22 protein-coding genes and 1 riboswitch are annotated in these 26,416 nt (G+C 61.3%); of the genes, 10 read left to right on the forward strand and 12 right to left on the reverse strand.

Annotation, left to right across the window (positions count from 1 at the left end):
* Positions 1-66: 66 nt before the first annotated feature.
* On the reverse strand, positions 67-786 hold the full coding sequence (locus tag ACXR0M_RS02775; RefSeq protein WP_458829685.1) for a 16S rRNA (uracil(1498)-N(3))-methyltransferase: 720 nt from the start codon (positions 784-786) through the stop codon (positions 67-69).
* A gap of 214 nt (positions 787-1,000) precedes the next feature.
* Positions 1,001-2,407, reverse strand: a complete 1,407-nt coding sequence (locus tag ACXR0M_RS02780; RefSeq protein ID WP_458829687.1) for an adenosylmethionine--8-amino-7-oxononanoate transaminase — start codon at positions 2,405-2,407, stop codon at positions 1,001-1,003.
* A 223-nt stretch (positions 2,408-2,630) separates the two neighbouring features.
* Between ACXR0M_RS02780 and ACXR0M_RS02785 the strand changes: the two genes are divergently transcribed.
* The 3 genes from ACXR0M_RS02785 to ACXR0M_RS02795 all read left to right on the forward strand — a co-directional run bounded on the left by ACXR0M_RS02785 (position 2,631) and on the right by ACXR0M_RS02795 (position 5,942).
* Entirely contained in the window at positions 2,631-4,418 is a 1,788-nt protein-coding gene (locus tag ACXR0M_RS02785; RefSeq protein WP_458829689.1) for a flavin monoamine oxidase family protein, read from the forward strand.
* 347 nt (positions 4,419-4,765) lie between these two features.
* Entirely contained in the window at positions 4,766-5,317 is a 552-nt protein-coding gene (locus tag ACXR0M_RS02790; RefSeq protein WP_458829691.1) for a cytochrome b, read from the forward strand.
* A gap of 31 nt (positions 5,318-5,348) precedes the next feature.
* Positions 5,349-5,942: a YceI family protein gene (locus ACXR0M_RS02795; RefSeq protein WP_458829693.1), complete on the forward strand. Its 594-nt coding sequence runs from the start codon at positions 5,349-5,351 to the stop codon at positions 5,940-5,942.
* Between the two features lie 262 nt (positions 5,943-6,204).
* Here the strand turns inward: ACXR0M_RS02795 and ACXR0M_RS02800 are convergent, their stop codons facing one another.
* The 4 genes from ACXR0M_RS02800 to ahcY all read right to left on the reverse strand — a co-directional run bounded on the left by ACXR0M_RS02800 (position 6,205) and on the right by ahcY (position 11,732).
* Complete coding sequence (locus ACXR0M_RS02800) at positions 6,205-8,079, reverse strand: DEAD/DEAH box helicase (RefSeq protein WP_458829695.1); 1,875 nt, start codon at positions 8,077-8,079, stop codon at positions 6,205-6,207.
* A 222-nt stretch (positions 8,080-8,301) separates the two neighbouring features.
* A complete protein-coding gene (locus tag ACXR0M_RS02805) occupies positions 8,302-9,114 on the reverse strand; it encodes a substrate-binding periplasmic protein (protein ID WP_458829697.1) in 813 nt (270 codons plus the stop codon).
* A gap of 170 nt (positions 9,115-9,284) precedes the next feature.
* Positions 9,285-10,130 carry a methylenetetrahydrofolate reductase [NAD(P)H] gene (metF, locus tag ACXR0M_RS02810; RefSeq protein ID WP_458829699.1) on the reverse strand — a complete coding sequence of 282 codons (846 nt, stop codon included), beginning with the start codon at positions 10,128-10,130 and terminating at the stop codon, positions 9,285-9,287.
* A gap of 192 nt (positions 10,131-10,322) precedes the next feature.
* Complete coding sequence (ahcY, locus tag ACXR0M_RS02815; protein ID WP_458829701.1) at positions 10,323-11,732, reverse strand: adenosylhomocysteinase; 1,410 nt, start codon at positions 11,730-11,732, stop codon at positions 10,323-10,325.
* 23 nt (positions 11,733-11,755) lie between these two features.
* A riboswitch (S-adenosyl-L-homocysteine riboswitch) is annotated at positions 11,756-11,854 on the reverse strand.
* Between the two features lie 188 nt (positions 11,855-12,042).
* On the opposite strand from ahcY, the gene ACXR0M_RS02820 reads away from it, so the two are divergent.
* Positions 12,043-12,450 (forward strand): acyl-CoA thioesterase, encoded by a 408-nt coding sequence (locus ACXR0M_RS02820; RefSeq protein WP_003229043.1) that lies wholly within the window; start codon positions 12,043-12,045, stop codon positions 12,448-12,450.
* A 173-nt stretch (positions 12,451-12,623) separates the two neighbouring features.
* Positions 12,624-13,529, forward strand: coding sequence for a formate/nitrite transporter family protein (locus ACXR0M_RS02825; protein ID WP_458829703.1), 906 nt, complete (start codon positions 12,624-12,626; stop codon positions 13,527-13,529).
* On the opposite strand, the gene ACXR0M_RS02830 is transcribed toward ACXR0M_RS02825, so the two are convergent.
* Positions 13,530-14,795 (reverse strand): cation:proton antiporter, encoded by a 1,266-nt coding sequence (locus ACXR0M_RS02830; RefSeq protein ID WP_458829705.1) that lies wholly within the window; start codon positions 14,793-14,795, stop codon positions 13,530-13,532. It lies immediately after the preceding gene.
* A gap of 181 nt (positions 14,796-14,976) precedes the next feature.
* Between ACXR0M_RS02830 and ACXR0M_RS02835 the strand changes: the two genes are divergently transcribed.
* On the forward strand, positions 14,977-15,786 hold the full coding sequence (locus tag ACXR0M_RS02835) for an EamA family transporter (protein ID WP_458829856.1): 810 nt from the start codon (positions 14,977-14,979) through the stop codon (positions 15,784-15,786).
* A gap of 39 nt (positions 15,787-15,825) precedes the next feature.
* The gene (locus ACXR0M_RS02840) at positions 15,826-16,209 is read left to right on the forward strand and encodes an MAPEG family protein (RefSeq protein WP_007961888.1); all 384 of its coding nucleotides are present in this window, start codon (positions 15,826-15,828) and stop codon (positions 16,207-16,209) included.
* A 139-nt stretch (positions 16,210-16,348) separates the two neighbouring features.
* On the opposite strand, the gene mltA is transcribed toward ACXR0M_RS02840, so the two are convergent.
* On the reverse strand, positions 16,349-17,533 hold the full coding sequence (gene mltA, locus ACXR0M_RS02845; RefSeq protein ID WP_458829707.1) for a murein transglycosylase A: 1,185 nt from the start codon (positions 17,531-17,533) through the stop codon (positions 16,349-16,351).
* 128 nt (positions 17,534-17,661) lie between these two features.
* Between mltA and ACXR0M_RS02850 the strand changes: the two genes are divergently transcribed.
* Positions 17,662-18,111: a c-type cytochrome gene (locus ACXR0M_RS02850; RefSeq protein WP_458829709.1), complete on the forward strand. Its 450-nt coding sequence runs from the start codon at positions 17,662-17,664 to the stop codon at positions 18,109-18,111.
* Positions 18,112-18,297: 186 nt separating this feature from the next.
* Here the strand turns inward: ACXR0M_RS02850 and ACXR0M_RS02855 are convergent, their stop codons facing one another.
* From ACXR0M_RS02855 to ACXR0M_RS02870, 4 genes are all read right to left on the reverse strand, one after another.
* Positions 18,298-18,693, reverse strand: coding sequence for a DUF1090 domain-containing protein (locus ACXR0M_RS02855; protein WP_458829711.1), 396 nt, complete (start codon positions 18,691-18,693; stop codon positions 18,298-18,300).
* A gap of 95 nt (positions 18,694-18,788) precedes the next feature.
* Positions 18,789-20,465, reverse strand: a complete 1,677-nt coding sequence (gene ligB, locus ACXR0M_RS02860) for an NAD-dependent DNA ligase LigB (RefSeq protein WP_458829713.1) — start codon at positions 20,463-20,465, stop codon at positions 18,789-18,791.
* Between the two features lie 244 nt (positions 20,466-20,709).
* The gene (gene metK, locus ACXR0M_RS02865) at positions 20,710-21,900 is read right to left on the reverse strand and encodes a methionine adenosyltransferase (RefSeq protein ID WP_003229025.1); all 1,191 of its coding nucleotides are present in this window, start codon (positions 21,898-21,900) and stop codon (positions 20,710-20,712) included.
* Positions 21,901-21,918: 18 nt separating this feature from the next.
* The gene (locus ACXR0M_RS02870; RefSeq protein WP_458829715.1) at positions 21,919-22,914 is read right to left on the reverse strand and encodes an ArsR/SmtB family transcription factor; all 996 of its coding nucleotides are present in this window, start codon (positions 22,912-22,914) and stop codon (positions 21,919-21,921) included.
* A 257-nt stretch (positions 22,915-23,171) separates the two neighbouring features.
* Between ACXR0M_RS02870 and tkt the strand changes: the two genes are divergently transcribed.
* Together tkt and epd are read left to right on the forward strand one after the other, a co-directional pair.
* The gene (tkt, locus tag ACXR0M_RS02875) at positions 23,172-25,169 is read left to right on the forward strand and encodes a transketolase (protein ID WP_458829717.1); all 1,998 of its coding nucleotides are present in this window, start codon (positions 23,172-23,174) and stop codon (positions 25,167-25,169) included.
* Positions 25,170-25,349: 180 nt separating this feature from the next.
* Positions 25,350-26,408: an erythrose-4-phosphate dehydrogenase gene (gene epd / locus ACXR0M_RS02880; protein WP_458829719.1), complete on the forward strand. Its 1,059-nt coding sequence runs from the start codon at positions 25,350-25,352 to the stop codon at positions 26,406-26,408.
* Positions 26,409-26,416: the final 8 nt, after the last annotated feature.

Raw genomic sequence — 26,416 nt, forward strand, 5'->3', positions numbered from 1 at the left:
GGGTGCTCACAAAATCTGTGCTCGCTTGAGATCCACTGTGGGAGCGGGCTTGCTCGCGAAGAGGCCCTAGAAATCCCCCCAAAGCTGCTGGGCCACCGCCAGTGCAACCACCGGCGCAGTCTCGGTGCGCAACACGCGCGGGCCGAGGCGGGCGGCGTGGAAACCGTTGCCCTTGGCCTGCTCGACTTCGGCGTCAGTCAAACCACCCTCGGGGCCAATCAGGAACGCCAGCGTCGCCGGTTTCGCATGGCTCACCAACGGCTCCGCCACCGGGTGCAGCACCAGTTTCAGCTCGGCCTCGGTCTGCTTCAGCCAGTCCGCCAACAAAACCGGCGGATGAATCACCGGCACTCGCGAACGGCCGCACTGCTCACAGGCACTGATCGCTACTTGACGCCAGTGCAGCAGGCGTTTGTCGGCGCGCTCGTCCTTGAGGCGGACTTCGCAGCGATCACTGAAGATCGGGGTGATTTCAGTCACGCCCAGCTCGGTGGCTTTCTGGATCGCCCAGTCCATGCGCTCGCCTCGGGACAGGCCCTGACCGAGGTGGACCTGCAACGGCGATTCGATCTGGCCGGGCAGTTGTTCGTCGATCTGCACGGTCACGCGTTTCTTGCCCACTTCCAGCAGCGAACCCCGAAACTCATGGCCGGAGCCGTCGAACAACTGCACTGCATCGCCCTCGGCCATGCGCAGCACGCGGCTGATGTAATGCGCCTGGGCTTCCGGCAGTTCGTGTTCGCCGGTGCTCAGGGGGGCGTCGATAAAGAAGCGGGACAGTCTCATGGTGGGTCTCTAGAAAAATGGCTCAGAGTGACGGCTTACTGATGTCTTGCTTTTGTGGCGAGGGGATTTATCCCCGATCGGCTGCGCAGCAGTCGTCAAATCATGGAGTGCGGTAATTCTGGTTCACCGCGATAGCTGATTTTGGGGCGGCTTCGCCACCCATCGGGGATAAATCCCCTCACCACAGGGTTCTTCTCTAACCTTTAGTTGGAAATCAGCCTGGATCGCGGAACCCCGGGTGGAAATCCTTCGGCACCGCCACGCTGACGCTGTCACGCGTGGCAATGTCGATGCCTTCGCTAGCCACTTCAGCAAGAAAGTCGATCTGCTCCGGGGTGATCACGTAAGGCGGCAGGAAATACACCACGCTGCCCAGCGGCCGCAGCAACGCGCCGCGCTCCAGCGCATGCTGGAACACTTTCAAACCGCGGCGTTCCTGCCAAGGGTAGGCCTCTTTTGTGGCTTTATCCTTGACCATCTCGATCGCCAGCACCATGCCGGTCTGGCGCACTTCAGAAACGTTCGGGTGATCGGTCAGGTGCGCGGTGGCCGAGGCCATGCGCTGAGCCAAGGCCTTATTGTTCTCGATGACGTTGTCCTGCTCGAAAATATCCAGGGTCGCCAGCGCCGCCGCGCAGGCCAGCGGGTTGCCGGTGTAGCTGTGCGAATGCAGGAAGGCGCGCAAGGTCGGGTAGTCGTCGTAAAAGGCGCTGTAGACCTCGTCGGTGGTCAGGCACGCCGCCAGCGGCAGGTAGCCGCCGGTCAGGGCCTTGGACAGGCAGAGGAAGTCCGGGCGGATGCCGGCCTGCTGACAGGCAAACATCGTCCCGGTGCGACCGAAACCGACGGCGATTTCGTCGTGGATCAGGTGCACGCCATAGCGGTCGCAGGCCTCGCGCAGCAGCTTGAGGTACACCGGGTGGTACATGCGCATGCCGCCGGCGCCCTGAATCAACGGCTCGACGATCACTGCCGCGACGCTGTCATGATGCTCTGCCAGAGTCTGCTCCATGGCGGCGAACATGTTGCGCGAGTGCTCCTCCCAGCTCATGCCGTCGGGACGCAGGTAGCAATCCGGGCTCGGCACCTTGAGGGTGTCCATCAGCAGCGCTTTGTAGGTTTCGGTGAACAGTGGCACGTCGCCGACCGCCATCGCCGCCATGGTTTCGCCGTGGTAGCTGTTGGTCAGGGTGACGAAGCGTTTCTTGTTCGGCTGGCCGCGGTTGAGCCAGTAGTGAAAGCTCATTTTCAGCGCGACTTCGATGCACGACGAGCCGTTATCGGCGTAGAACACCCGGTTCAAGCCTTGCGGCGTCATCTTGACCAGACGCTCGGACAGCTCGATCACCGGTTGGTGGCTGAAACCGGCCAGAATCACGTGTTCCAGTTGATCGACCTGATCCTTGATGCGCTGGTTGATACGCGGGTTGGCGTGGCCGAACACGTTGACCCACCAGGAGCTGACCGCGTCGAGGTAGCGCTTGCCTTCGAAGTCTTCGAGCCACACGCCTTCACCACGTTTGATCGGGATCAGCGGCAGCTGTTCGTGGTCTTTCATCTGGGTGCAGGGATGCCACAGCACCGCGAGGTCGCGTTGCATCCACTGGTTATTCAGGCCCATTTACAGTCTCCTCGAGGCGGCTCGCGTCGGGCGCGGGCAAACAATCGCGCAAGCCTATGAGATGTGTCGTGCGGGGACAACCCATTGTGTCGATTGAGCTACTTTGTATGGGCCGATAGACGTCGCTGGCGGCGTTTTGATGGCTGACGTATTCTTCGCGGTTCTTTGGATCGACTGATCCGCAAAACTGCTTTTTCCTACGTGTATTTCCGGAGTTCGCTGAATGTCTGTCGGTTGGCTGCGCGCCTGTGCGCTGGTGATGTTGGGGCTGTTCAGCGTTACGGCGCTGGCCAAGGATAAAACCGCAATCGTGATCGGCGGCGGCCTGTCGGGCCTGACCGCGGCTTACGAGCTGCAGAACAAGGGCTGGCAGGTCACCCTGCTGGAAGCCAAACCAAGCCTGGGCGGTCGCTCGGGCATGGCCACCAGCGAGTGGATCGGCAACGACAAGACCCAGCCGGTGCTGAACAAGTACGTCTCGACCTTCAAGCTGAGCACCACGCCAGCGCCTGAATTCGTGCGTACTCCGGGTTATCTGATCGACGGCGAGTATTTCTCCGCCGCCGATCTGGCGACCAAGCAGCCGGCCACCGCCGACGCCCTGAAGCGCTACCAGAAAACCCTCGACGATCTGGCACGCTCGATCGACGATCCGCAGAACCCGGCGGCGACCAGCACCCTGCATGCGCTGGACCAGATCAACGTCTCGAGCTGGCTCGACAAGCAGAACCTGCCGGCCACCGCGCGTCAGCTGATCAACCAGGACATCCGTACTCACTACGACGAGCCGTCGCGTCTGTCGCTGCTGTATTTCGCCCAGCAGAACCGCGTGTATCGCGGCGTCTCTGACCGTGACCTGCGCGCCTCGCGTCTGGTCGGCGGCAGCCAGGTACTGGCGCAGGCCTTCGTCAAGCAGATCAAGACCATCAAGACCAACTCGCCGGTATCGGCGATCACTCAGGACAAGGACGGCGTGACCGTCAAGGTCGGCAGCGTTGGCTACCAAGCCGACTACGTGGTGCTGGCCGTGCCACTGCGCGCGCTGAACAAGATTGCCCTGACCCCGGCACTGGACGCTCAGCACCAGGCCGCGATCAAGGGCACCAACTACGGCTGGCGCGACCAGATCATGCTCAAGTTCAAGACGCCGGTATGGGAAAGCAAGGCGCGCATGTCCGGCGAGATCTACAGCAACACCGGCCTCGGCATGCTCTGGATCGAGCCGGCGCTGAAGGGCGGGGCCAACGTGGTGATCAACCTGTCCGGCGACAACGCCCGGGTGATGCAGGCGTTCGGCGACAAGCAGATGGTCGATCAGGTGCTGATCCGTCTGCACGCGTTTTATCCACAGGCCCGTGGCTCGTTCACCGGTTATGAAATCCGTCGTTACAGCACCGACCCGTCGATGGGCGGCGCTTACCTGGCTTACGGTCCGGGCCAGATCAGCAAGTTCTGGCGCCTGTGGGAGCGTCCGCTGCAACGTGTGACGTTCGCCGGCGAACACACCGACACCCTGTACCCGGGCACTCTGGAAGGCGCACTGCGCACCGGTCAGCGTGCGGCCAGTCAGGTGGAAGACCTGGCGGCTGGCAAGTCGTTTGAACCGGTCAAAGTGCTGCCGGCTGCAGCAGCGGCAGGCGCGGCGGGTGCCGTGGCGGCGAAGAAGGGCAACTTCTTCACCAACCTGTTCGGTGGCTCGGATGACGAGAAGAAACCAGAGCCTGCGAAGGCGCCAGAGCCGGCACCTGCTCCGGTCGCTCCAGCCCCTGCACCGACCCCGGCACCTGCGCCAGCTCCGGTAGAAGCGCCGAAGCCTGCGGCTCCGGTGAAGGCTGAGCCGGCGAAGAAAGCAGCGGCCAAGCCTGCGGCGAAGAAGCCAGCGGCCAAAACCGACGCGAAGAAAGCGGCGGCCAAGCCTGCAGCGAAAAAGGCTGAACCGGCGAAGAAGCCAGCGGCGAAACCGGCAGCCACTCCTGCTCCGGCGGCGAGCGGCGATAGCAAGGCGCAGTAAGTCTTGCGGTGAATGAAAAAGCGCGGCTCTTATGCCGCGCTTTTTTTTGCCTGCAAGGGCCTCTTCGCGGGCAAGCCCGCTCCCACAGGGTTTGGCGGTGAACGCAAAACTTGCGAACGCCACCGACCACTGTGGGAGCGGGCTTGCCCGCGAAGAGGTCCGTCCAGACAGCGCATCATCAGGATCTAACCACCTGACATCCCGCCACACTTTCCCGTTAATCTTTCCTTAACCACCACCCCCAAGACTCTTGATCGTATTTCTCGATATTTCAAAGCAAAATTTTCCGCTTTAATTCGATAGATAACTCGCTAGTCTTGGTTCGCAGTTCTCACAGGATTTGGGCAATGCAGCTACGTAACTCTGCTTCACGCTATGGTTGGGTCAGCATCTTCATGCACTGGGGCGTGGCGCTGGCGGTCTTCGGGCTGTTTGCGCTGGGTCTGTGGATGGTGGGGCTGGATTACTACAGCAGCTGGCGCAAAGACGCGCCGGATCTGCACAAGAGCATCGGTCTGGTGTTGTTGGGTGTGATGGTGTTGCGGGTGCTCTGGCGCTTTATCAGCCCACCGCCGCCGACACTGCAAAGCTACAGCCGCATGACCCGCATTGGCGCCAAATTCGGCCACGGGTTTCTGTATCTGGCGCTGTTCGCTGTGATGATTGCCGGTTACCTGATTTCCACCGCAGACGGTGTCGGGATTCCGGTGTTTGGCCTGTTTGACGTTCCTGCATTGATTTCCGGGCTACCGGATCAGGCAGATACCGCTGGGGTGATTCATCTCTGGCTGGCGTGGACGCTGGTAATTTTTTCCGGCCTCCATGCGTTGGCAGCATTGAAGCACCACTTTATCGATCGTGATGTGACCCTGACGCGAATGCTCGGTCGCAAAGCCTGAAATTCAACCTCGACTCAAAGGAAAAGAAAGCATGTTGAAAAAGACTCTGGCCGCTCTGGCAATCGGTTCGGCCGTACTGTCGGCGAACGTGATGGCTGCTGATTATGTTGTCGACAAGGAAGGCCAGCACGCCTTCGTTGACTTCAAGATCAGCCACCTGGGCTACAGCTACATCACCGGTACCTTCAAGGACATCGACGGCAAGTTCAGCTTTGACGCCGCCAAGCCTGAAGACAGCAAAATCGAATTCAACGTGAAAACCGCCAGCGTGTTCACCAACCACGCCGAGCGCGACAAGCACATCTCCAGCAAAGACTTCCTGGACGTGGGCAAATACGCTGACGCCAAGTTCGTCTCCACCAGCGTCAAATCCACCGGCAAGAACGCCGCTGGCAAAGACACTGCCGACGTGACCGGCGACCTGACCCTGCACGGCGTGACCAAGCCGATCGTGGTCAAGGCCGTGTTCCTGGGTGAAGGCAAGGATCCATGGGGCGGCTACCGTGCCGGCTTCGAAGGCACCACCAGCATCAAGCGCTCTGATTTCGGCAAGATGATGGACCTGGGTCCACAGTCCGACAACGTCGACCTGTACATCTCGTTCGAAGGTGTGAAAGCGAAATAAATTTCGCCGCCACAAAAAACGCCCCCGGTCGCAAGGCCGGGGGCGTTTTTTATTGCCCGTCACATGACTTGAGACCCACGCATATCCACTGTGGGAGCGGGCTTGCTCGCGAATGCGGTGTGCCATTCACCTGGTTTTCGACTGATCCGACGCATTCGCGAGCAAGCCCGCTCCCACAGGGGGATTGTGGTGATGCAGGAATTCGGGCGAAAAAAATGCCCCGGCTCTCGCGAGTCGGGGCATTTTTCATTGCCGCGGCAAATCAGCGATTGCGGGTCAGCAAGGCTGGTTTTTCGCCACGCGGGCGGGTTGGCAGTTGATCGAGCTGCTCTGGCGTCGGGAAGCGGTCGGCTTTCGATTCCTTGTGCATGATCTTCGGCCCGGTGCTGCGTGGGTTCTGTACAGCCGGTTCGCTGCGTGGCTGGTCGTCACGGGCTGGACGACGGTTGCGCGAGGACGAAGCGGAGTCGTCGCGACGACCCGACTGACCATCACGCGGTGCACCGTTGCGCGGGCCGTTGCGTTTGGCTGGCGGGGTGCCGGTGCTCGAACCGTTGCTGTTGCGCGGACCGTTCTGGCGACCCTGCGACTGACCGCCACGAGGAGTGCCCGAACCTGCGCCTTGCGCTGGCGCGCCCGGACGGCGACCACGGCCACCGGCCGGAGCGGCTTTCGGCACGTAGTCAACGCGGTTACCGAAGTTATCGATATCGTCGTCGAGGAACTCGTCCGGTGCACGATCAGCGGCGGCACGCGGTGGCTGGCTCGGGCGCTGTTCGCGGGCCGGGGTGCCTTCCCGTGGTTTCTGCTGACGGGCAGGGCGCTCGCCGCGTTCACCGGCGGGCTTTTCCTTGCCCTTGTCCTTGCCTTTGTCTTTACGACCGCCGCCACCGCCGCCATTCGGACCGTCACCACGCGGACCACGGGAATTGCGCGGGTTGCGCATGTCCGGACGTTCACGCACTTCAGGCTTCTCGGCCTCAATGGTGCTGGCATCGAAGCCCATCAGGTCGCCGTCGGCGATTTTCTGCTTGGTCATGCGCTCGATGCTTTTCAGCAGTTTTTCTTCGTCCGGGGCGACCAGCGAGATCGCCTCGCCCGAACGACCGGCGCGGCCAGTACGGCCGATACGGTGCACGTAGTCTTCATCGACATTCGGCAATTCGAAGTTCACCACGTGTGGCAACTGGTCGATGTCCAGGCCGCGTGCGGCGATGTCGGTGGCGACCAGGATGCGTACTTCACCGGCCTTGAAGTCGGCCAGCGCTTTGGTGCGGGCGTTCTGGCTCTTGTTGCCGTGGATCGCCACAGCCGGCAGGCCGTGCTTGTCCAGGTACTCGGCCAGACGGTTGGCGCCGTGCTTGGTGCGGGTAAACACCAGCACCTGTTCCCAGGCACCGGCGGTGATCAGGTGCGCCAGCAGGGCACGTTTGTGGCTGGCCGGCAGGCGGAACACGCGCTGCTCGATGCGTTCGACCGTGGTGTTCGGCGGCGTGACTTCGATGCGTTCCGGGTTGTGCAGCAACTTGCCCGCAAGGTCGGTAATGTCCTTGGAGAAGGTCGCCGAGAACAACAGGTTCTGACGCTTGGCCGGCAGACGCGCGAGGACTTTCTTCACGTCGTGCACAAAACCCATGTCGAGCATGCGGTCGGCTTCGTCGAGGACGAGGATTTCAACGTGAGACAGGTCAATGCTGCCCTGACCGCAGAGGTCGAGTAGGCGACCCGGGCAGGCGACGAGCACGTCGACGCCACGGGACATGGCCTGAACCTGCGGGTTCATGCCGACGCCGCCGAAGATGCAGGCGCTGACGAATTTCAGGTCACGGGCGTAGATCTTGAAGCTCTCGTGCACCTGGGCCGCGAGTTCGCGGGTCGGGGTCAGGACCAGTACACGCGGTTGGCGCGGGCCATGACGCTGGGATTTGTCCGGATGACCGTTGGGGAACAACCGCTCCAGGATCGGAAGGGCGAAACCGCCGGTTTTACCGGTACCTGTCTGTGCCGCAACCATCAGGTCGCGACCTTGCAACACGGCGGGAATGGCCCGCTGTTGCACCGGAGTAGGCTCGGTATAGCCCGCATCTTCGATGGCACGGACTAAAGCCTCGGAGAGACCGAGGGAAGCAAAGGACATGAGTAATCCTGTTTTAGTTAGGGCTTGGCCCAATGGGAGTCTTGCCTGGCGCGAATCGCGTTTAAGAGGACGCGATCCCGTCCGGTCCTGCTGCGGTTGCGAAGGCTCGTCTGGAGCGCTCGCGCGGGCTGCAAAGCTGCGCTGTAGCGGGTCGAGAGGCCTGTCACGGTTCCGGGCGTCCGGGCGTGAGCCTGGCGGGAACGCCGGAGTATAACAGAGCATTCACTGCGCGCTGCTTTCCTGCTGCTCAACGGTTTTGCCGTTGGCCGTGGCGGAGTTCATTGAGGGGCGGCCAGCGGGGGCGGCTCCGTAGCGCGCGCTGAGCTCGGCGTAGGCCGGTTCACGCTTGAATCGTTTGAGTTCGGCGCCGAAGCGCTGCACCAGCAGGTCCATGCCGGCATTGCGCCGAACCGCCAGATATTGGCTCTGGCGACTGATGACGACGGGGTTTTCGCTGATCTGATCGCGAATATTCAACTCATCGAGCAAATGCTGACCTACGCGTCGATCAGTGATCAGCAAGTCGATGCGCCCGCGCAGCAGTTTGCCGAAGTTGGCTTCGTGGGTGGGCGCCGGCTCGCGAATGAATAGCGTCGACTCGCTGAAGTCCGGACTGTACAGATAACCCGGCGAGGTGCCGATGGTCAGACCTTTGAGGTCTTCAAGTGTATGAAACGGATGTGGCCGGTCGTTGGCGTAGAACATCACGAATTCGACGTCCGACAGCGGTTCAATCGGGTAAAGCAGGGTGGCGTCGCGTTCAGCGCTGTGAAAGATGTCCAGCGCGCCGTCGGCCTGGCCGGTTTCGAGCATCGACAGGCAACGCTTCCACGGCAGGAACTGCCACTCGACCTCAATGCCCAGCCGTTTGAAGACGATGGCGGTGGTTTCGAAGTCCAGTCCGAGTTTCCTGTCGCCGTCTTCGTAGACATACGGCGCCCAGGGTTCGGTGACGATACGCAACTTCTCGCCTCGAGCGGCAAAGCTCAGGCAAGCAAAAACCAGCACGGCGAATAACTGCGTGATCAAAGGCATGGCTTGAGATTACGACGAGAAACGCGAAAGAGCCAGAAAGTCCCTGCACAAGCTCTAATACGGGCATTTAAAAGCAAAAGATCGCAGCTGCGACATCCCCTGTAGGAGCTGCCGAAGGCTGCGATCTTTTGATTTGGCTTGTAGCTTTCAGCTTGAAGCTTGCAGCTGCTTCAACGCGGCAACTTCAGGTTATTCCAGATCGCCAGACTAGGCTCAGCCTGGTTCATGGAATAGAAGTGCAGCCCCGGCGCGCCGCCCTGCAACAGGCGTTCGCACATTTCGCTGACAACCTGCTCGCCGAAGCGCTGAATGCTCTGGCTGTCATCGCCGTAGGCTTCCAGTTGCTTGCGGATCCAGCGCGGGATTTCCGCACCGCAGGCATCTGAGAAGCGCGCCAGCTTGCTGTAGTTGGTAATCGGCATGATTCCCGGCACCACCGGAATATCCACGCCCAGCGCCTGCAAACGGTCGACAAAGTAGAAGTAGCTGTCGGCGTTGAAGAAATACTGGGTGATCGCGCTGTCGGCGCCGGCTTTGGCCTTGCGCACGAAATTGGCGAGATCGTCTTCGTAGTTGCGTGCTTGCGGATGCATCTCCGGGTAGGCGGCGACTTCGATGTGGAAGTGATCACCGGTTTCTTCACGAATGAATTCCACCAGTTCGTTGGCGTGACGCAGCTCACCGCTGGTCATGCCCATGCCGGACGGCAGGTCGCCACGCAGCGCAACGATGCGCTTGATGCCGGCCGCCTTGTACTCGTTCAGCAGGCCGCGCAGGTCGTCCTTGCTGTCGCCGACGCACGACAGGTGCGGTGCGGCCGGTACTTTGACTTCGTTTTCCAGCTGCAACACGGTGTTGAGGGTGCGATCACGGGTCGAACCACCAGCGCCATAGGTGCAGGAAAAGAAGTCGGGGTTGTAAGTAGCCAGCTGACGGGCAGTGGCGAGCAGTTTTTCTTGCCCGGCATCGGTCTTGGTCGGGAAGAACTCGAAGCTGTAGCGACGGTCTTGAGACATCGGAGGGGACCTCCAGCCACAAGCTGCAAGCTTCAAGCTGCAAGAGCCGCGGAGGTGCGCGGGTCTCTTGCGCCTGAAGCTTGTGGCCTGAAACTGTTTTGAAATAGGGGCAGAGCTTCCGGCTTCGTGCAGCAAGTTCGGCTTTTGACTTTACTTGCCGCTTGAAGCTGAAAGCTCTCAGCTGCTTTTTTCTTAGTAGCGGTAAGCGTGCGGCTTGAACGGGCCTTCGACGGTGACGCCGATGTAGTCAGCCTGTTGCTTGGTCAGTTGGGTGACCACGCCGCCGAAGCCGCGAACCATTTCCAGGGCCACTTCTTCGTCGAGTTTCTTCGGCAGTACTTCAACGGTCAGACGCTTGGCTTTCTCGGCCGGCGACAGGTCGGCGTACTTCTGGCCGAACAGGAAGATCTGCGCCAATACCTGGTTGGCGAACGAACCGTCCATGATGCGGCTCGGGTGACCGGTGGCGTTGCCCAGGTTCACCAGACGGCCTTCGGCCAGCAGGATCAGGTAGTCGTCGTTCTGTGCGTCGAAAGCGCCCGGGCCGGTACGGTGGATCTTGTGTACCTGTGGCTTCACCTCTTCCCATGCCCAGTTCTTGCGCATGAAAGCGGTGTCGATTTCGTTGTCGAAGTGACCGATGTTGCAGACAACAGCACGCTTCTTCAGGGCTTTGAGCATGTTGGCGTCGCACACGTTGACGTTACCGGTGGTGGTCACGATCAGGTCGATCTTGCCCAGCAGCGCTTTGTCGATGCTCGCTTCGGTGCCGTCGTTGATGCCGTCGATGAACGGCGAAACCAGTTCGAAACCGTCCATGCAGGCCTGCATGGCGCAGATCGGGTCAACTTCGGAGACTTTGACGATCATGCCTTCCTGACGCAGGGACTGGGCCGAACCTTTACCCACGTCACCGTAACCGATGACCAGCGCTTGCTTGCCGGACAGCAGGTGGTCGGTACCGCGCTTGATCGCGTCGTTCAGGCTGTGACGGCAGCCGTACTTGTTATCGTTCTTGGACTTGGTTACCGAGTCGTTGACGTTGATCGCAGGGATCTTCAGCTCGCCCTTGGCCAGCATGTCCAGCAGGCGGTGTACGCCGGTGGTGGTTTCTTCGGTCACGCCGTGAACGCGGTCCAGCACCTGTGGGTACTTGTCGTGCAGCAGCTGAGTCAGGTCGCCGCCGTCGTCGAGGATCATGTTGGCGTCCCATGGCTGGCCATCCTTGAGGATGGTCTGCTCCAGGCACCACTCGTACTCTTCTTCAGTCTCGCCTTTCCAGGCGAAAACCGGGATGCCGGCAGCAGCGATGGACGCAGCAGCCTGATCCTGAGTCGAGAAGATGTTGCAGGACGACCAGCGTACTTCGGCACCCAGGGCCACCAGGGTTTCGATCAGCACGGCAGTCTGAATAGTCATGTGGATGCAGCCGAGGATTTTCGCGCCCTTGAGCGGCTGCTCGGAGGCGTACTTGCGGCGCAGACCCATCAGGGCAGGCATTTCCGATTCGGCGATGATGGTTTCGCGACGGCCCCAGGCAGCCAGGGACATGTCGGCAACTTTGTAATCGGTAAAATCGGCAGGCGTGATAACAGCGCTCATGAAGAGCCTCCATTCGTAATGTATGCGAATGGGCGCCGTTGTGCGTTTAGTGTCCGGCCGTGGCCAGTCAACGCCCCATCCGAGCCTGACAGGTTGATCCTGCTGCAGCGCCCCTCGGACAGGTGGCGGGAAAACGGCAGTAGCCGTTCTGAATCGGGGGCGATTATAGCTTTCTTTATCCGGCTAGTGGCAAGCGGCAAGCTACAAGCGGCAAGTAACAGCGGCTCGGTTTTTAACTTGCAGCTTGCCGCTTGAAACTTGAAGCTGGGGGCGTAAACCTAATGCCCAAACACCTCGGAGTCCGTCCCCCATGAATTTCCACACCCGCAAATGGGTAAAACCCGAAGACCTCAACCCCAACGGCACCCTGTTCGGTGGCAGCCTGCTGCGCTGGATCGACGAAGAAGCGGCGATTTACGCCATCGTGCAGCTGGGCAACCAACGCGTGGTGACCAAGTACATCTCCGAGATCAACTTCGTCAGCGCCTCGCGCCAGGGCGACATCATCGAACTGGGCATCACCGCCACCGAGTTCGGCCGCACCTCGATCACCCTGACCTGCGAAGTGCGTAACAAGATCACCCGCAAGAGCATTCTCACGGTCGAGAAGATGGTCTTCGTCAACCTCGGCGAAGACGGCCTGCCGGCGCCGCACGGGCGGACCGAGATCAAGTACGTCAAGGATCAGTTCAAGGAAGATGAGCTGGTTACCAAGTGACATCGGCGGTGCGCCCTTCGCGAGCAAGCCCGCTCCCACAAGAATCACGCTGTACCTGTGGGAGCGGGCTTGCTCGCGAATGCGGTTGCGCAGTCACCGAAGATTTATCTGGCTACTGAACAGCCATGAACCGCAGCGGTCGTAGCTGAAAGCCCCCACCCGGTTCTCACGCCATGACCACGCCAACCGACGGCAAGACCCCCGAACTCTCGACCGATGAGCAACAGGAAGTCGAGAAAAACCAGCCGCCCCGCGCGGCGGTTCTGCATGAAATTATCCGTACCCAGGGCGACCAGGAACTGGAGCGCAGCATCGCCGCCTTGTGGTGGTCGGCGCTTGCCGCCGGGCTGACCATGGGCCTGTCGCTGATGGGCATGGGCTTGCTCAATTCACGCCTGCCCGAGGGCGACGAATTCAAGGTGATCGCCAGTTTCGGCTACTGCGCGGGTTTCCTCGCAGTGATCCTCGCCCGCCAGCAACTGTTCACCGAAAACACCCTGACTGCGGTCCTGCCGGTGATGTCCAAACCGACGTTGGCAAATGTTGGCCGCTTGATCCGCCTATGGGGCGTGGTGCTGTTCGGCAACTTGTGCGGCACGATACTGGTGGCGTACGTGATGCTCGAGCTGCCGATCTTCGACACCAAGACCGATCACGCCTTCCTCGAAATCGGCCGCAAGGTCATGGAAAACCACGCCAGCCAGATGTTCGCCAAGGGCATCGTCTCCGGCTGGATGATCGCCACCATGGTCTGGATGATCCCGTCCATGGAGAGCGCGAAGATGTGGATCATCATCCTCATCACCTACTTGATGGCGCTCGGCGATTTCACCCACATCGTGGTCGGTTCGGCGGAAGTGTCGTATCTGGTGTTTGCCGGCGAGCTGCCGTGGAGTGATTTCTGGGCGGTGTTCGCCGGGCCGACGCTGGCGGGGAATATCATCGGCGGCAGTTGCATCTTCGCCTTGATCAGCCATGCGCAGATCCGCAGCGAGATCGGCGTGCCCAAGGAGACAGGCAAGGCGAAACAGTCTGCGGCTCAGGCCGGGAAGCCTGAGCCGCAGCAGATCGAGAAATGATCAGTGGTGGGCGGGCTCGGCCACAGTGCCCGGCTCGTCACGGGTGGCGTGCTTGACCAGTCTGCCGATGGTCAGGCCCTGCAACAGGATCGACGACAGCACCACGATGTAAGTGATGCTCAGCAGCAGGTCTCGCTCCGGTCCCAGCGGCAGGGCCAGCGCCAGTGCCACCGAGACACCGCCGCGCAAACCACCCCAGGTCAGGATCCGGATAGTGCCGCGCGGCACCGTGCGCCAGCGGCGCAGCAGGACGATGGCCGGGGCCACGGTGAGCAGGCGCGAGAGCAGAATCGCCAGCGCCAGCAAACTGGCCGCCGCCACGTGCGCCCAGTTGAACGGCAGCAGCAACAGCTCCATGCCGATCAACGCGAACAGCAGGGCGTTGAGCATGTCATCGAGCAGCTCCCAGAAGCCGTCGAGGTACTTGCGGGTCATGTCGTTCATCGCCAGGTTGCGCCCCAGGTTGCCGATGATCAGACCGGCGACCACCATCGCAATCGGCGCCGAGACATGTAGCTCAGTCGCCATCGCCGAACCGCCGATCACCAGCGCGAGGGTCAGCATCACCGTGATCTGATGCTGCTGCACGCTTTTGATCATGCGGTACACCAGATAACCGATCAGCCCGCCGAACAGCACGCCGCCAATCGCTTCGTGAACAAACAGCATGGCCGTGGCGCTGAGGGTCGGCGTTTCGCCCAGTTGCGCGATGCCCAGCAACACGGTGAACACCACCACCGCCGTACCGTCGTTGAACAGCGATTCGCCGACGATCGTGGTTTTCAGCGGCTTGGACGCATTGGCCGTGCGCAACACGCCGAGCACCGCGATCGGGTCGGTCGGCGAAATCAGTGCGCCGAACAGCAGGCAGTACAGGAAACTCACGTGCCAGCCGAACAGGGCAAAAATGTAATAGGCGAGGCTGCCGATTACCGCGGTGGCAATCAGTACGCCGAAGGTCGCCAGCAGGCCGATCGGCCAGCGATAACTGCGCAGGTCATTCAAGTTGACGTGCAATGCGCCAGCGAACAGCAGGAACGACAGCATCCAGTTCATCAGCAGATCGCCAAAATCGATCTGGCCGATCAACTGCTGTACGCGCTCTTCGAGGCCGGGATAGCCGAGCACGCTCAAGCCTTGCAGCAACAGCGAGAACATCAGCGCGGTGACCATCACGCCGATGGTCGGCGGCAGGCCGATGAAGCGGTAATTGACGAAGGTGAGGAGGGTGGTGAGGCAGATAAAAGCGGCTACAAGCTCAAGCATCCGGGCTCCTTTGGATGGGGGGTGAGAAAACTGCGCCCCGATTCTTCGGCGCAAGGGTTGGATGGGCTGATGCCGGCCGGGGACACAATGATCGCCCCCGCGGTTGGTCAGTCGCTGAGATTGGTGTAGGTTCAAGCGCAAACAACAGGGAGTAAAACGGGTGGCGACAGCATTGGTGTTAATGGCGGCGCTGTTGCATGCGACGTGGAATACCCTGATCAAGTTCAGTGCCGAACGGTTGCTGGTGGTGGCGTGCATGGACACGGTGGCGCTGCTGGTCGTGGCGCTGGCGTTGCCCTTCATCAGCCTGCCGCCGCTGGACATCTGGCCGTGGATTGTCGCTTCGGCAGCGCTCGAATTGCTGTATCGCTATCTGCTGATTCAGGCCTATCGGGTTGGCGACCTCGGGCTGGTCTACCCGCTGATGCGCGGCCTGTCGCCACTGGTGGTGCTGGCGCTGACCCTGATCTTCGCCGGCGAAGTGCTCACCCCGCAGCAAATCTTCGGGATCATGCTGATCCCGCTGGGCATGGCCTGCCTGCTCTGGCAAGGCGGCGGTGGCAGGCATCTGCCGTGGTCGATGCTGCCGGTGGTGGCGCTGATCGGCCTGTGCATCGGCTGCTACACCTACATCGATGGCCAGGCGTTGCGCCGCTGGTCGCATCCGCTGGATTACCTGGTCTGGGTCACGCTGCTCAGCGCCTGGCCGTTTCCGTTGTTGGCGTGGGTGGCCCGGCGCCCGGCGTTTCTGCTGTTCTGGCGCGAGCAGTGGAAGCTGGGGCTGGCGGTCGGGTTCTGTGTGTTGTTCAGCTACGCTCTGGTGCTGTGGGCGATGCAGTTGGGCTCGATTGCCGAGGCGGCGGCCTTGCGCGAGATCAGCGTGATCCTGGTGGTGCTGTTCGGCATGCGCTACCTGAAAGAACCTTTTGGCAGGTCGCGGCTCTTAGCCTGTGGGTTGGTGCTGATCGGCATGCTGGTGATGAAGTTCTGACCGCCCGCCATTTCCTACAACTCGAAGAAGGACGGCGTTATGACGGTAGCTTTGTGGTGCGTGTTGATCGCGATTTTCCTGCCCTATATCTGCACCGGTGTGGCCAAGGCCGTGGGCGGCTACCGACTGAGCGACAACCATGATCCCCGGGACTTTCTGGAGAGTCTGAACGGCGTGGCGCGCCGGGCGCATGCGGCGCAACTCAACAGCTTTGAAGTGACCCCGGCCTTTGCCGCGGCAGTGATCGTCGCGCACCTGGTGGGTACCGCGCAGCTGGTGACGGTGAATGTGCTGGCGGTGATGTTTATCACCAGTCGCTTGCTGTACATCATTTGCTATCTGGCGGACTGGGCGATTCTGCGGTCGCTGGTGTGGTTTGTCGGGATGGGGTTGATTGCGGCGTTCTTCTTTGTGTCTGTTTGATTGTCGGTGTTGCTGACGGCCTCATCGCGGGCAAGCCCGCTCCCACAGGGTTTTTTGGTGTACACAAAATGTGTGGTCACCATCAATTACTGTGGGAGCGGGCTTGCCCGCGATGGCGATTGATCAGGCAACAAATCTCTCAGGATTTGTCTTTGGGGGCGTCCGCTACTTGGGGCACTTGCGGCAGCGCCGCACCTTTCGGCCAGAGCATCCAGATCTGCCCTTGCTGTTTCATGTCCCCGGCCAGTTGCCCGGCCGCATCGCCGGTGCCCCAGAACAGATCCGCCCGCACCTCGCCGGCAATCGCGCCACCGGTGTCCTGCGCCGCCACCGGGCGCACCAGCGGGGTGCCGTCCGGGCGGGTGGTCGACAGCCACAATAGGCTGCCCAACGGAATCACCTTGCGATCCACTGCCGCGCTGTAGCCCGCGGTCAGCGGCACGTTCAGCGAACCGCGCGGGCCTTCGTTGCTGTCCGGGTTGCGGGTGAAGAACACATAACTCGGGTTGCTGCCCAGCAGTTCCGGAATCCGCGACGGATTGGCCTTGGCCCAGTTGCTGATGGCATTCATGGTCACGTCTTCTTTCTTCAGCTCGCCTTGCTCGACCAGCCAGCGGCCGATCGGGCGATACGGATGGCCGTTCTGGTCGGCGTAGGCGATACGCAGCTGTTTGCCGTCGGCTGTCTGAATCCGCCCGGAGCCTTGAATCTGCAGGAATTGCAGGTTCATCGGATCGGTCAGGTAGGCCACCACCGGGGCTTTGACGCCTTTGGATTCGATGGTGGCGGCGTCGTCATACGGCTTGAGCACCCGCCCTTCGAGGCGCCCGCGCAGGCGCTTGCCCTTGAGCTCGGGATAAATGCTCTCCAGCGATACGATGATCATGTCCTCGGGTACGCCGTACACCGGCACATTGGCGGTGTCGGTGGGCGTCAGGCTGCCGGGGTAGACCGGTTCGTAGTAGCCGGTGATCAGGCCGTTGGGATTGTCATGCTCGGCGCGCAGGCCGAACACGTCGAGGTTCTGCTTGAGGAACGTGCGAATCTCGTTGGCGCTCTGCGGCACACTGGCCGCGGCGGCGCAGGTGCCGCCCCAGACCGGATCGGCCTTGAGTCGGGTGCAGGCGCTACGCCATGAACCGAAACCGGCCAGCAGATCGCTGTCGGACACCGCCGGCAAGGCTTCCCAGCTGGCACTGGAGTAAGTGGCCAGGGCATGGGTTTTCGGTTTGGCCGTGTCGCCGCCGGTGCAGCCGGCAAGGATTGCCAGCAGCGGCAAGGTTGCGATCAGTGGGTGACGCCAGGCCTTGAAACGGCTGTTCATGGAGTGATTCCTGTGCCGGTTGCCGAAGTGCTCCATGCGCTGCGGCAACCCGTATTTTTAATAGGGCTATTGGTGTTTGTCGGTGACGCGGGGATACTGGCCGCCGAATTCCGTGACCTGAAGCCACCATGACTCTTGAACGAATTGCTGTTGTATTGCTGGCCTGTCTGACCCTGTCCGCCTGTGGCGGGGTCGATCCGAATTCTCCGCTGGGTCAACGCAAGGCGATCTTCAAGCAGATGCTCAAGACCGGCGAAGACCTGGGTGGCATGTTGCGTGGACGCATTCCATTCGACGGACCGAAATTCGCCGACGGCGCGGTGAAACTCGATGCGTTGTCCCATGAACCGTGGAAGCATTTTCCGCAGGTGCGCGAAGAAGATCACACCAGTGCCAAGGACGACGTCTGGCTGCGACAGGCGCGCTTTCAGGAACTGGCCCGCAACCTTGAAGCGGCCACCGGTGAATTGGTAGTCGCCAGCAAGGTTCAGCCGTACAAGGCCAGTAACCTGGGGCCGGCGGTGCAGAAAGTTGAAGATGCCTGCAGCGCTTGCCATAAAGAGTTTCGGGATCATTGATTGTCTGAGATTGGCAGGCAACTGAACCACTGTGGCGAGGGGAGCTTGCTCCCGCTCGACGGCGTAGCCGTCGTGAACCCATTCAATCGCGTTGAGTCTGGTACAGCGCGGTTGAATGGAGAGGGTCCGCTTCGCGGCCCAGCGGGAGCAAGCTCCCTCGCCACAGGAAATCTCCTTCGACATGGGTTACTTGTCGATTTCGTCCAGCGCGTCCTGCAGTTCTTTACGTGACTCGGCGAGCTTGTTCTTGCGCTTGTCGATCTTCTCCGGATCGCCTTTTTTCATCGCCTTGTCCAGATCTGCCTGACGCTTGCTGACTTCGTGCTTGGCTTCCAGCACCTTGTTCTCGCGTTCTTTCTTCAGGCCGGCATCGGTGCAGTTCTTCGACACTTCATCCAGCGCGGTTTGCAGACCGGCCTGCTGATCGGTGTTGCCACGGGACCTGGCCTGTTCGATCTGGTTGATGATGCCCTGCTTCTTGGCGGCGCAACCGGTCAGGCCCGGTGCATCTTCATCAGCCATCGCCGGAGCGGCCAGAACGCCACAGAGAGTCAGCAAGGCGAGCGGTGCGAGAAATTTCATAAAAGCTCCATGTGCAAAGGCAGTCGGGTCGGGGGCACTGCGCTGTTTGAGCGTCTGAAGACCCTTGGGTTCCCGGCTGCCGGGGGAATGCGTAATCAGAAACCGTCGATTCCGGCGGCGCGTAATGTTTCGCTCAAGGCCAGCACCTGCGGGTCGCGGAAGAAAGCGCTCAACTGCGCCGCGCGGCCCGGGCCGATACCGGCGTGTGCCTGCCATTGTTCGGTGTCGCGTTGTGCCAGCGCCTGCCATGAGTCCTCGAGTCGGGCGCCACCGGTCGGCGGCAGGCCCAACGCCTTCAGCCACTGGGTGAACGGCTTTTGGCGGGCGCTGTGAAAACTGTGTATCAGGCGCGCACTGCTGCGTTCGCCGAAGCCGGCAATGTTAGCAAGCTCTGGCTCATCGAGGGTCAACCAATCCAGCAGGTTGTTCAGGCGACCTGTTTCCACAAGTTTCTCCCAGGTGCCTGTGCCGACATGGGGCAGCGCCAACCCTTGCTTGCCACTGAGCCAGCTCAGGCGCGCGAGAAACTGGCTTTCGCAGCCGGGTGTCGGTTGCCAGCAACTCAAGGCATGGAAATCGCTGGCCTGGGGGATGTCGATGTCGGCCCGTTCGGCTGTGCGCAGGACCACGCTGTCGAGCCTGGGGATCGTCAGCCCGGCCAGGCTGATTGCCACTTGATCACCGGGGCGGATGTCCAGCGTCTGCCAGCGTTTGAGTGAGCCGGCGCTGACCCGTTTGATCTCGCGGTCATCGAGCTTTACTGGCACCAACTCCAGCACCGGCGTGATGCGGCCGGTGCGGCCGACCTTGAAGTTGACTTTGCGCACCTCGGCCAGCGCCCGGGCAAACGGGTATTTCCAGGCTACCGCCCAATACGGCGCAGTCGCCTGCCAGCGCTCGGCCGGTGGACGCTGGCTCTGGCGCAGGACAATGCCGTCGCTGGCGAACGGCAAAGGTGATCGATACCAGTGCTCACGCCACTTTTGCGCGTCCTCGAAGTGGTTGATTGACTGAGTGAACGCTGCGGTCGTGGCGAACCCCAATCTCGCCAGCGTCGCTGTTCTTTCCGGCAGGCTCGCCGTTCCCTGCGGCCAGTCCCAGACGAACAGGCCGATCCCCGCCGCCTGCTCCGCGCTCAAGGTTTTACGACTCATCAGCCCGGCCACCGTGGCGCGGGCGTTGACGCTGCCGGAGCGGGCCTGCACATGCTCGGTCAGGCGCCAGTAGAGTTCGCCCTGCACCAGCAAATCCAGGGGCTGCGTCAGGTGTTGAGGTATGGCCGCGACCTTTTGCGCCGATGCCGTCCAGTCCTGACCGCTGATGCCATCGCCGCGGCTGATTGCTTGTTGCAACAGGCCGCGCCGATAGATCAGCGTCACTGCCACGCCATCCACTTTGGGTTGGACCCAGACATCGCGGCGGTCCTGCAGCCACGCTTGTACGGCCGCCGCTTCGTGCAGTTTATCCAGGCCGGTGTGGGCGACTGGATGCATGACTGAGCCAGAGGCGCTGCGCACCGGGTCGGGCGCGGGTGGCTGCTGGAAGCACTGTCGCCACTCGGTGAGCCGCATGCGCGCCTGATCGTAGAGGTCGTCGGCAATCAGCGAGCGGCCTTCGCGGTGATAGGCGTCGTCCCATTGGTTGATCTGGGTTTGCAGGGTGGTGATCCGGTTGTGTGCGGTGGCGGCGGGCCAGTCGGGGCAGGTGGCGTGAGTGGTCAGGGGGATGAGGCTCAGCAGAAGCATTGAAAGCCGGCGCAGCGTGACAAGCATGGTGAGCGTCCTTGCTCAGGGGGAATGTTTTAAGGCTAGGAGAGGATTGGAAGGTGGGTTGTCTGGGTGTTTTGCGGGGTGTTGCTGATGGTTAAAGTCAAGAGATCGCAGCCTGCGGCAGCTCCTACAGGGGGACGTATTCATTTGTAGGAGCTGCCGAAGGCTGCGATCTTTTGATCTTCAAGGCATGAAAAAGCCCCGCACGGCGCGAACCGTGCGGGGCTTTTTGTGCGGCCGGGGAGTCTTACAGGCCAGCAGCGGAACGCAGAGCGTCGGCGCGGTCGGTTTTTTCCCAGGTGAAGGTGGTGAAGGTGTCTTCGCCAACCGTCTTGGTCTGCGGTGCACGACCGAAGTGGCCGTAGGCTGCAGTTTCCTGATACATCGGATGCAGCAGATCGAGCATGGTGGTGATTGCGTATGGACGCAGGTCGAACACTTCGCGGACCAGTTTGATGATCTTGTCATCGCTGATCTTGCCGGTGCCGAAGGTGTTCAGCGAGATCGATGTCGGCTGAGCGACGCCGATGGCGTAGGACACCTGGATCTCGCAGCGCTCAGCCAGGCCGGCAGCGACGATGTTCTTGGCCACATAACGACCAGCGTAGGCTGCCGAACGGTCAACCTTCGATGGATCCTTGCCGGAGAACGCGCCGCCGCCGTGACGGGCCATGCCGCCGTAGCTGTCGACGATGATCTTGCGACCGGTCAGACCGCAGTCACCTACCGGGCCGCCAATGATGAACTGGCCGGTCGGGTTGATGTGGAACTGGGTGTCCTTGCTCAGCAGTTCGGCAGGCAGCACGTGCTTGACGATCAGCTCCATCACGCCTTCGCGCAGGTCTTTGTACGACACTTCCGGGTTGTGCTGGGTCGACAGAACAACCGCGTCGATACCGACAACCTTGCCGCCTTCGTAACGGCAAGTCACTTGCGACTTGGCGTCCGGGCGCAGCCAAGGCAGCAGACCGGATTTACGGGCTTCGGCCTGACGCTGCACCAGTTGGTGCGAGAAGGTGATCGGTGCTGGCATCAACACGTCGGTTTCGTTGCTGGCGTAGCCGAACATCAGGCCCTGGTCACCGGCGCCCTGATCTTCAGGCTTGGCACGGTCAACACCCTGGTTGATGTCCGGGGACTGCTTGCCGATGATGTTCATCACGCCGCAGGTCGCGCCGTCGAAGCCGACTTCGGAGCTGGTGTAGCCGATGTCGCAGATCACGTCACGAACGATCTGCTCCAGGTCGACCCAGGCGCTGGTGGTCACTTCACCGGCAACGATGGCCACGCCGGTCTTGACCAGGGTTTCCACTGCCACGCGTGCGTGTTTGTCCTGGGCAATAATGGCGTCCAGCACCGCATCGGAAATCTGGTCGGCGATTTTGTCCGGATGTCCTTCAGACACGGACTCGGAGGTGAAGAGGGAGTATTCGCTCATCTCGATGTTTTCCTGAATTTACCGATGGTGAGTGTCGCCAGCCGGTCGCTGAAAGTGGCGAACCTGGATCTGGAAACCATTACGTAAGCCTACATAGAGGCTTTCCCCGGGAACGAGTCCCGCAGCGGTGGCCCAACGGGCCAGATCGTCCTGTTCAAACCCCAACCACAGATCACCGCAGGCCTCCCTGGCCCAACTCTGGTTGTGGCTACATAACTCTGTCACGAGCAGGCTACCGCCCGGTTGCAGCAGGCCGGCCATGTGCTTGAGCGCTTCGGCCGGCGCGGCGAAATGGTGCAGCACCATGTTCAGTACCACGCAATCGGCCTGAAGGCTTGTGCCATTCAATGCATCGGCCAGTTGCAGGCTGACGTTAGCCAGCTGTTCACGTTCACATACCTGACGCGCCAGTTCGAGCATCGCCGGGCTGTTGTCCAGCGCGGTGACGGTGTCGAAGCGGCGGGCCAGTTCCGGCAGGAAAGCACCATCGCCGGGGCCGACTTCAATGGCCGTGGCAGCACCATTGAAGTTCAGTTTGTCGAGCAGGGCCAGCACGCTGTCACGGTACTGCGGCAAGCCTGCGATCAAATCCTGCTGGGCGCGAAATTTCTCCGCCACCCGCGAGAAAAAGTCCTGACTGGCCGCTTCACGCTGTCCGTGGACCTGGGTGATGCGTGCCTGCACATCGTCCGGCAGTGCCAGATTGTCGACTTCTTCTAACAGTGCCGCGTGCAACTTGCCGCCCAACAGCTCGGTGTGGGGCAGGGCGCGACGATAGAAAATCGCGTTGCCTTCGCGCCGCGTCGCCACCAGATCGGCCTGGGCCAGCACCTTGAGATGGTGGCTCATGCCGGATTGACCGATGCCGAAAATCTGCGCCAGCTCCAGCACGCCGAACGAATCGTTGGCCAGCGCGCGCAAGACATTCAGCCGCAGCGGATCGCCACCGGCCTTGCACAGGGCCGCCAGCTCGTCGCAGTCGTCATGGCGAATGGAAGGCACGCGTAAGTTCATGGGGCAGCAGTCTAGTGATGGGGGTAGTTCCTCGCAAGGGCAATATCAAAAAGTTTTGATATTGCTCGATAGATGGCACTTCCCACTGACTGGTTAACTCTACAAACCAGCAGCGGAAAGGTTTCACCTGCAGAATCCACTGTTAACCACGGGAAAAACGCCTCCGGATGACTATCTGTCATTGCCCCGAAGCGCTCCGGTGAGGGAAAATGCCCTCCTTTTTTCCGTTTCAATTATTCACACCCAGGAGATCAGCGATGCCTAGCCGTCGTGAGCGTGCCAACGCCATTCGTGCCCTCAGCATGGATGCCGTGCAAAAAGCCAACAGCGGCCATCCCGGTGCCCCCATGGGTATGGCAGATATCGCCGAAGTGCTTTGGCGCGACTACCTCAAGCACAACCCGAGCAATCCATCGTTCGCCGACCGCGACCGCTTCGTGCTGTCCAACGGCCACGGCTCGATGTTGATCTACTCGCTGCTGCACCTGACCGGTTACGACCTGTCGATCGACGACCTCAAGCAGTTCCGTCAACTGCACAGCCGCACCCCGGGCCACCCGGAATTCGGCTACACCCCGGGCGTCGAGACCACCACCGGCCCGTTGGGTCAGGGCCTGGCCAACGCCGTCGGCTTCGCGCTGGCAGAGAAAGTCCTGGGTGCGCAGTTCAACCGTCCTGGGCACAACATCGTCGATCACCACACCTACGTGTTCCTGGGTGATGGCTGCATGATGGAAGGCATTTCCCACGAAGTCGCTTCCCTGGCCGGCACCCTGGGTCTGGGCAAGCTGATCGCTTTCTACGATGACAACGGCATTTCCATCGACGGTGAAGTCGAAGGCTGGTTCACCGATGACACGCCGAAGCGTTTCGAATCCTACAACTGGCAGGTGATCCGCAACGTCGACGGTCACGATCCGGAAGAGATCAAGACCGCCATCGAGACCGCGCGCAAGAGCCCGCTGCCGACCCTGATCTGCTGCAAGACCACCATCGGCTTCGGTTCGCCGAACAAGCAGGGCAAAGAAGACTGCCACGGCGCCCCGCTGGGTGACGCGGAAATCGCCCTGACCCGTCAGGCGCTGAACTGGAACTACGGCCCGTTCGAAATCCCGGCCGACATTTATGCCGAGTGGGATGCCAAGGAAAAAGGTCGCGCGGCCGAAGCCGAGTGGGATCAGCGTTTCGCCGCCTACTCCGCAGCGTTCCCGAGCGAAGCCAACGAACTGATCCGTCGTCTGAGCGGCGAACTGCCGGCTGACTTCTCCGAAAAAGCCTCGGCGTACATTGCTGAAGTCGCGGCCAAAGGTGAAACCATCGCCAGCCGTAAAGCCAGCCAGAACACCCTGAACGCTTTTGGCCCGCTGCTGCCGGAAGTGCTCGGCGGTTCGGCTGACCTGGCCGGTTCCAACCTGACCCTGTGGAAAGGTTGCAAAGGCGTCAGCGCTGAAGACGCCAGCGGCAACTACATGTACTACGGCGTGCGCGAGTTCGGCATGACCGCGATCATGAACGGCGTGGCCCTGCACGGCGGTCTGGTGCCTTACGGCGCGACCTTCCTGATGTTCATGGAGTACGCGCGCAACGCGGTGCGCATGTCGGCGCTGATGAAGAAGCGCGTGATCCACGTCTACACCCACGACTCCATCGGTCTTGGCGAAGACGGCCCGACGCACCAGCCGATCGAGCAACTGACCAGCCTGCGCACCACGCCGAACCTCGACACCTGGCGTCCAGCCGATGCCGTCGAATCGGCAGTGGCCTGGAAAAACGCGCTGGAGCGTAAAGACGGTCCGTCGGCGCTGATCTTCTCCCGTCAGAACCTGCAGCACCAGGAACGCGATGCCGGCCAGATCGCTGATATCAGCCGCGGTGGCTACGTGCTGAAGGACTGCGCAGGCGAGCCTGAGCTGATCCTGATTTCCACCGGCTCGGAAGTCGGCCTGGCCGTTCAGGCCTACGAAAAACTGACCGGGCAGGGCCGCAAGGTGCGCGTGGTTTCCATGCCGTGCACCAGCGTGTTCGACGCTCAGGACGCTGGCTACAAGCAATCGGTTCTGCCGTTGCAGGTCAGCGCACGTATCGCGATCGAAGCGGCACACGCCGACTTCTGGTTCAAGTACGTGGGTCTTGAAGGTCGCGTGATCGGCATGACCACCTACGGTGAGTCGGCGCCGGCTTCGGCACTGTTCGAAGAATTCGGCTTCACCCTGGAAAACATCCTGGGTCAGGCTGAAGAGCTGCTGGAAGACTGATCCAGGAGTCGCGTCGTCTGGACGGACGCCTTCGCGAGCAAGCCCGCTCCCACAGGGGGATTTGTTGTGTGACACAAACAGTGTTCACAACCCTGATCCAATGTGGGAGCGGGCTTGCTCGCGAAATCGGTGGCTCAGACACCACTGCAATAACGGATTCAAACGGTAATCGAGAACCCCATGCCTCAACCGCGTCCCTACAAAGTTGCACTCAACGGCTATGGCCGGATTGGTCGTTGCGTCTTGCGTGCGTTGTTCGAGCGTGGCGAGAAGGCCGGGTTTGAAATTGTCGCGATCAACGATCTGGCCGACATGGCCAGCATCGAATACCTGACACGCTTTGACTCCACCCACGGCCGCTTTCCCGGCGAAGTGCGAGTCGACGGCGACTGTCTGCATATTAAGGGCGACTGCGTGAAGGTCCTGCGCAGTGCCACCCCCGAAGGCATCGATTGGGCGTCGCTGGGCGTCGATCTGGTGCTCGAATGCTCCGGTGCTTACAACACTCGTGAAGACGGTCAGCGCTTTCTCGACGCCGGCGCGCCGCGGGTGCTGTTCTCGCAGCCGATGGCTAGCGAGGCGGATGTCGACGCGACCATCGTCTACGGCGTCAATCAGGACTGCCTGACCGGCGACGAGTTGCTGGTGTCCAACGCCTCCTGCACCACCAACTGCGGCGTGCCGCTGTTGCGCTTGCTCGACAAGGCGATCGGTCTGGATTACGTGTCGATCACCACGATTCACTCGGCGATGAACGATCAGCCGGTGATCGACGCTTACCACCACGAAGACCTGCGCCGCACCCGTTCGGCGTTCCAGTCGGTGATTCCGGTGTCCACTGGTCTGGCGCGCGGCATCGAGCGCCTGCTGCCGGAACTTGCCGGGCGAATTCAGGCCAAAGCCGTACGCGTGCCGACGGTCAACGTGTCCTGCCTCGACATCACGATGCAGACCGCTACCGCGACGGATGCTAATGAGGTCAACCGGATTCTGCGTGAGGCCGCCACCAGCGGCCCGCTCAAAGGCCTGTTGGCTTACACCGAATTGCCGCATGCCAGCTGTGATTTCAACCATGACCCACATTCGGCCATCGTCGATGCCAGTCAGACCCGTGTTTCCGGCCCCAAACTGGTGAACATCCTGGCCTGGTTCGACAACGAATGGGGGTTTGCCAACCGAATGCTCGACGTTGCAGACCACTATCTGCAGACGGCTATTTCAAAAAAACCTGCTCTCTAAGAACAGTT

The sequence above is a fragment of the Pseudomonas sp. Eth.TT006 genome, assembly GCF_054456575.1.

What these genes read in the sequence shown, in the direction of transcription:
- ACXR0M_RS02775 (WP_458829685.1), bottom strand. Translation starts at nt 786, where the DNA reads ATGAGACTGTCCCGCTTCTTTATCGACGCCCCCCTGAGCACCGGCGAA.
- ACXR0M_RS02780 (WP_458829687.1), bottom strand. Translation starts at nt 2,407, where the DNA reads ATGGGCCTGAATAACCAGTGGATGCAACGCGACCTCGCGGTGCTGTGG.
- ACXR0M_RS02785 (WP_458829689.1), top strand. Translation starts at nt 2,631, where the DNA reads ATGTCTGTCGGTTGGCTGCGCGCCTGTGCGCTGGTGATGTTGGGGCTG.
- ACXR0M_RS02790 (WP_458829691.1), top strand. Translation starts at nt 4,766, where the DNA reads ATGCAGCTACGTAACTCTGCTTCACGCTATGGTTGGGTCAGCATCTTC.
- ACXR0M_RS02795 (WP_458829693.1), top strand. Translation starts at nt 5,349, where the DNA reads ATGTTGAAAAAGACTCTGGCCGCTCTGGCAATCGGTTCGGCCGTACTG.
- ACXR0M_RS02800 (WP_458829695.1), bottom strand. Translation starts at nt 8,079, where the DNA reads ATGTCCTTTGCTTCCCTCGGTCTCTCCGAGGCTTTAGTCCGTGCCATC.
- ACXR0M_RS02805 (WP_458829697.1), bottom strand. Translation starts at nt 9,114, where the DNA reads ATGCCTTTGATCACGCAGTTATTCGCCGTGCTGGTTTTTGCTTGCCTG.
- metF (WP_458829699.1), bottom strand. Translation starts at nt 10,130, where the DNA reads ATGTCTCAAGACCGTCGCTACAGCTTCGAGTTCTTCCCGACCAAGACC.
- ahcY (WP_458829701.1), bottom strand. Translation starts at nt 11,732, where the DNA reads ATGAGCGCTGTTATCACGCCTGCCGATTTTACCGATTACAAAGTTGCC.
- ACXR0M_RS02820 (WP_003229043.1), top strand. Translation starts at nt 12,043, where the DNA reads ATGAATTTCCACACCCGCAAATGGGTAAAACCCGAAGACCTCAACCCC.
- ACXR0M_RS02825 (WP_458829703.1), top strand. Translation starts at nt 12,624, where the DNA reads ATGACCACGCCAACCGACGGCAAGACCCCCGAACTCTCGACCGATGAG.
- ACXR0M_RS02830 (WP_458829705.1), bottom strand. Translation starts at nt 14,795, where the DNA reads ATGCTTGAGCTTGTAGCCGCTTTTATCTGCCTCACCACCCTCCTCACC.
- ACXR0M_RS02835 (WP_458829856.1), top strand. Translation starts at nt 14,977, where the DNA reads ATGGCGGCGCTGTTGCATGCGACGTGGAATACCCTGATCAAGTTCAGT.
- ACXR0M_RS02840 (WP_007961888.1), top strand. Translation starts at nt 15,826, where the DNA reads ATGACGGTAGCTTTGTGGTGCGTGTTGATCGCGATTTTCCTGCCCTAT.
- mltA (WP_458829707.1), bottom strand. Translation starts at nt 17,533, where the DNA reads ATGAACAGCCGTTTCAAGGCCTGGCGTCACCCACTGATCGCAACCTTG.
- ACXR0M_RS02850 (WP_458829709.1), top strand. Translation starts at nt 17,662, where the DNA reads ATGACTCTTGAACGAATTGCTGTTGTATTGCTGGCCTGTCTGACCCTG.
- ACXR0M_RS02855 (WP_458829711.1), bottom strand. Translation starts at nt 18,693, where the DNA reads ATGAAATTTCTCGCACCGCTCGCCTTGCTGACTCTCTGTGGCGTTCTG.
- ligB (WP_458829713.1), bottom strand. Translation starts at nt 20,465, where the DNA reads ATGCTTGTCACGCTGCGCCGGCTTTCAATGCTTCTGCTGAGCCTCATC.
- metK (WP_003229025.1), bottom strand. Translation starts at nt 21,900, where the DNA reads ATGAGCGAATACTCCCTCTTCACCTCCGAGTCCGTGTCTGAAGGACAT.
- ACXR0M_RS02870 (WP_458829715.1), bottom strand. Translation starts at nt 22,914, where the DNA reads ATGAACTTACGCGTGCCTTCCATTCGCCATGACGACTGCGACGAGCTG.
- tkt (WP_458829717.1), top strand. Translation starts at nt 23,172, where the DNA reads ATGCCTAGCCGTCGTGAGCGTGCCAACGCCATTCGTGCCCTCAGCATG.
- epd (WP_458829719.1), top strand. Translation starts at nt 25,350, where the DNA reads ATGCCTCAACCGCGTCCCTACAAAGTTGCACTCAACGGCTATGGCCGG.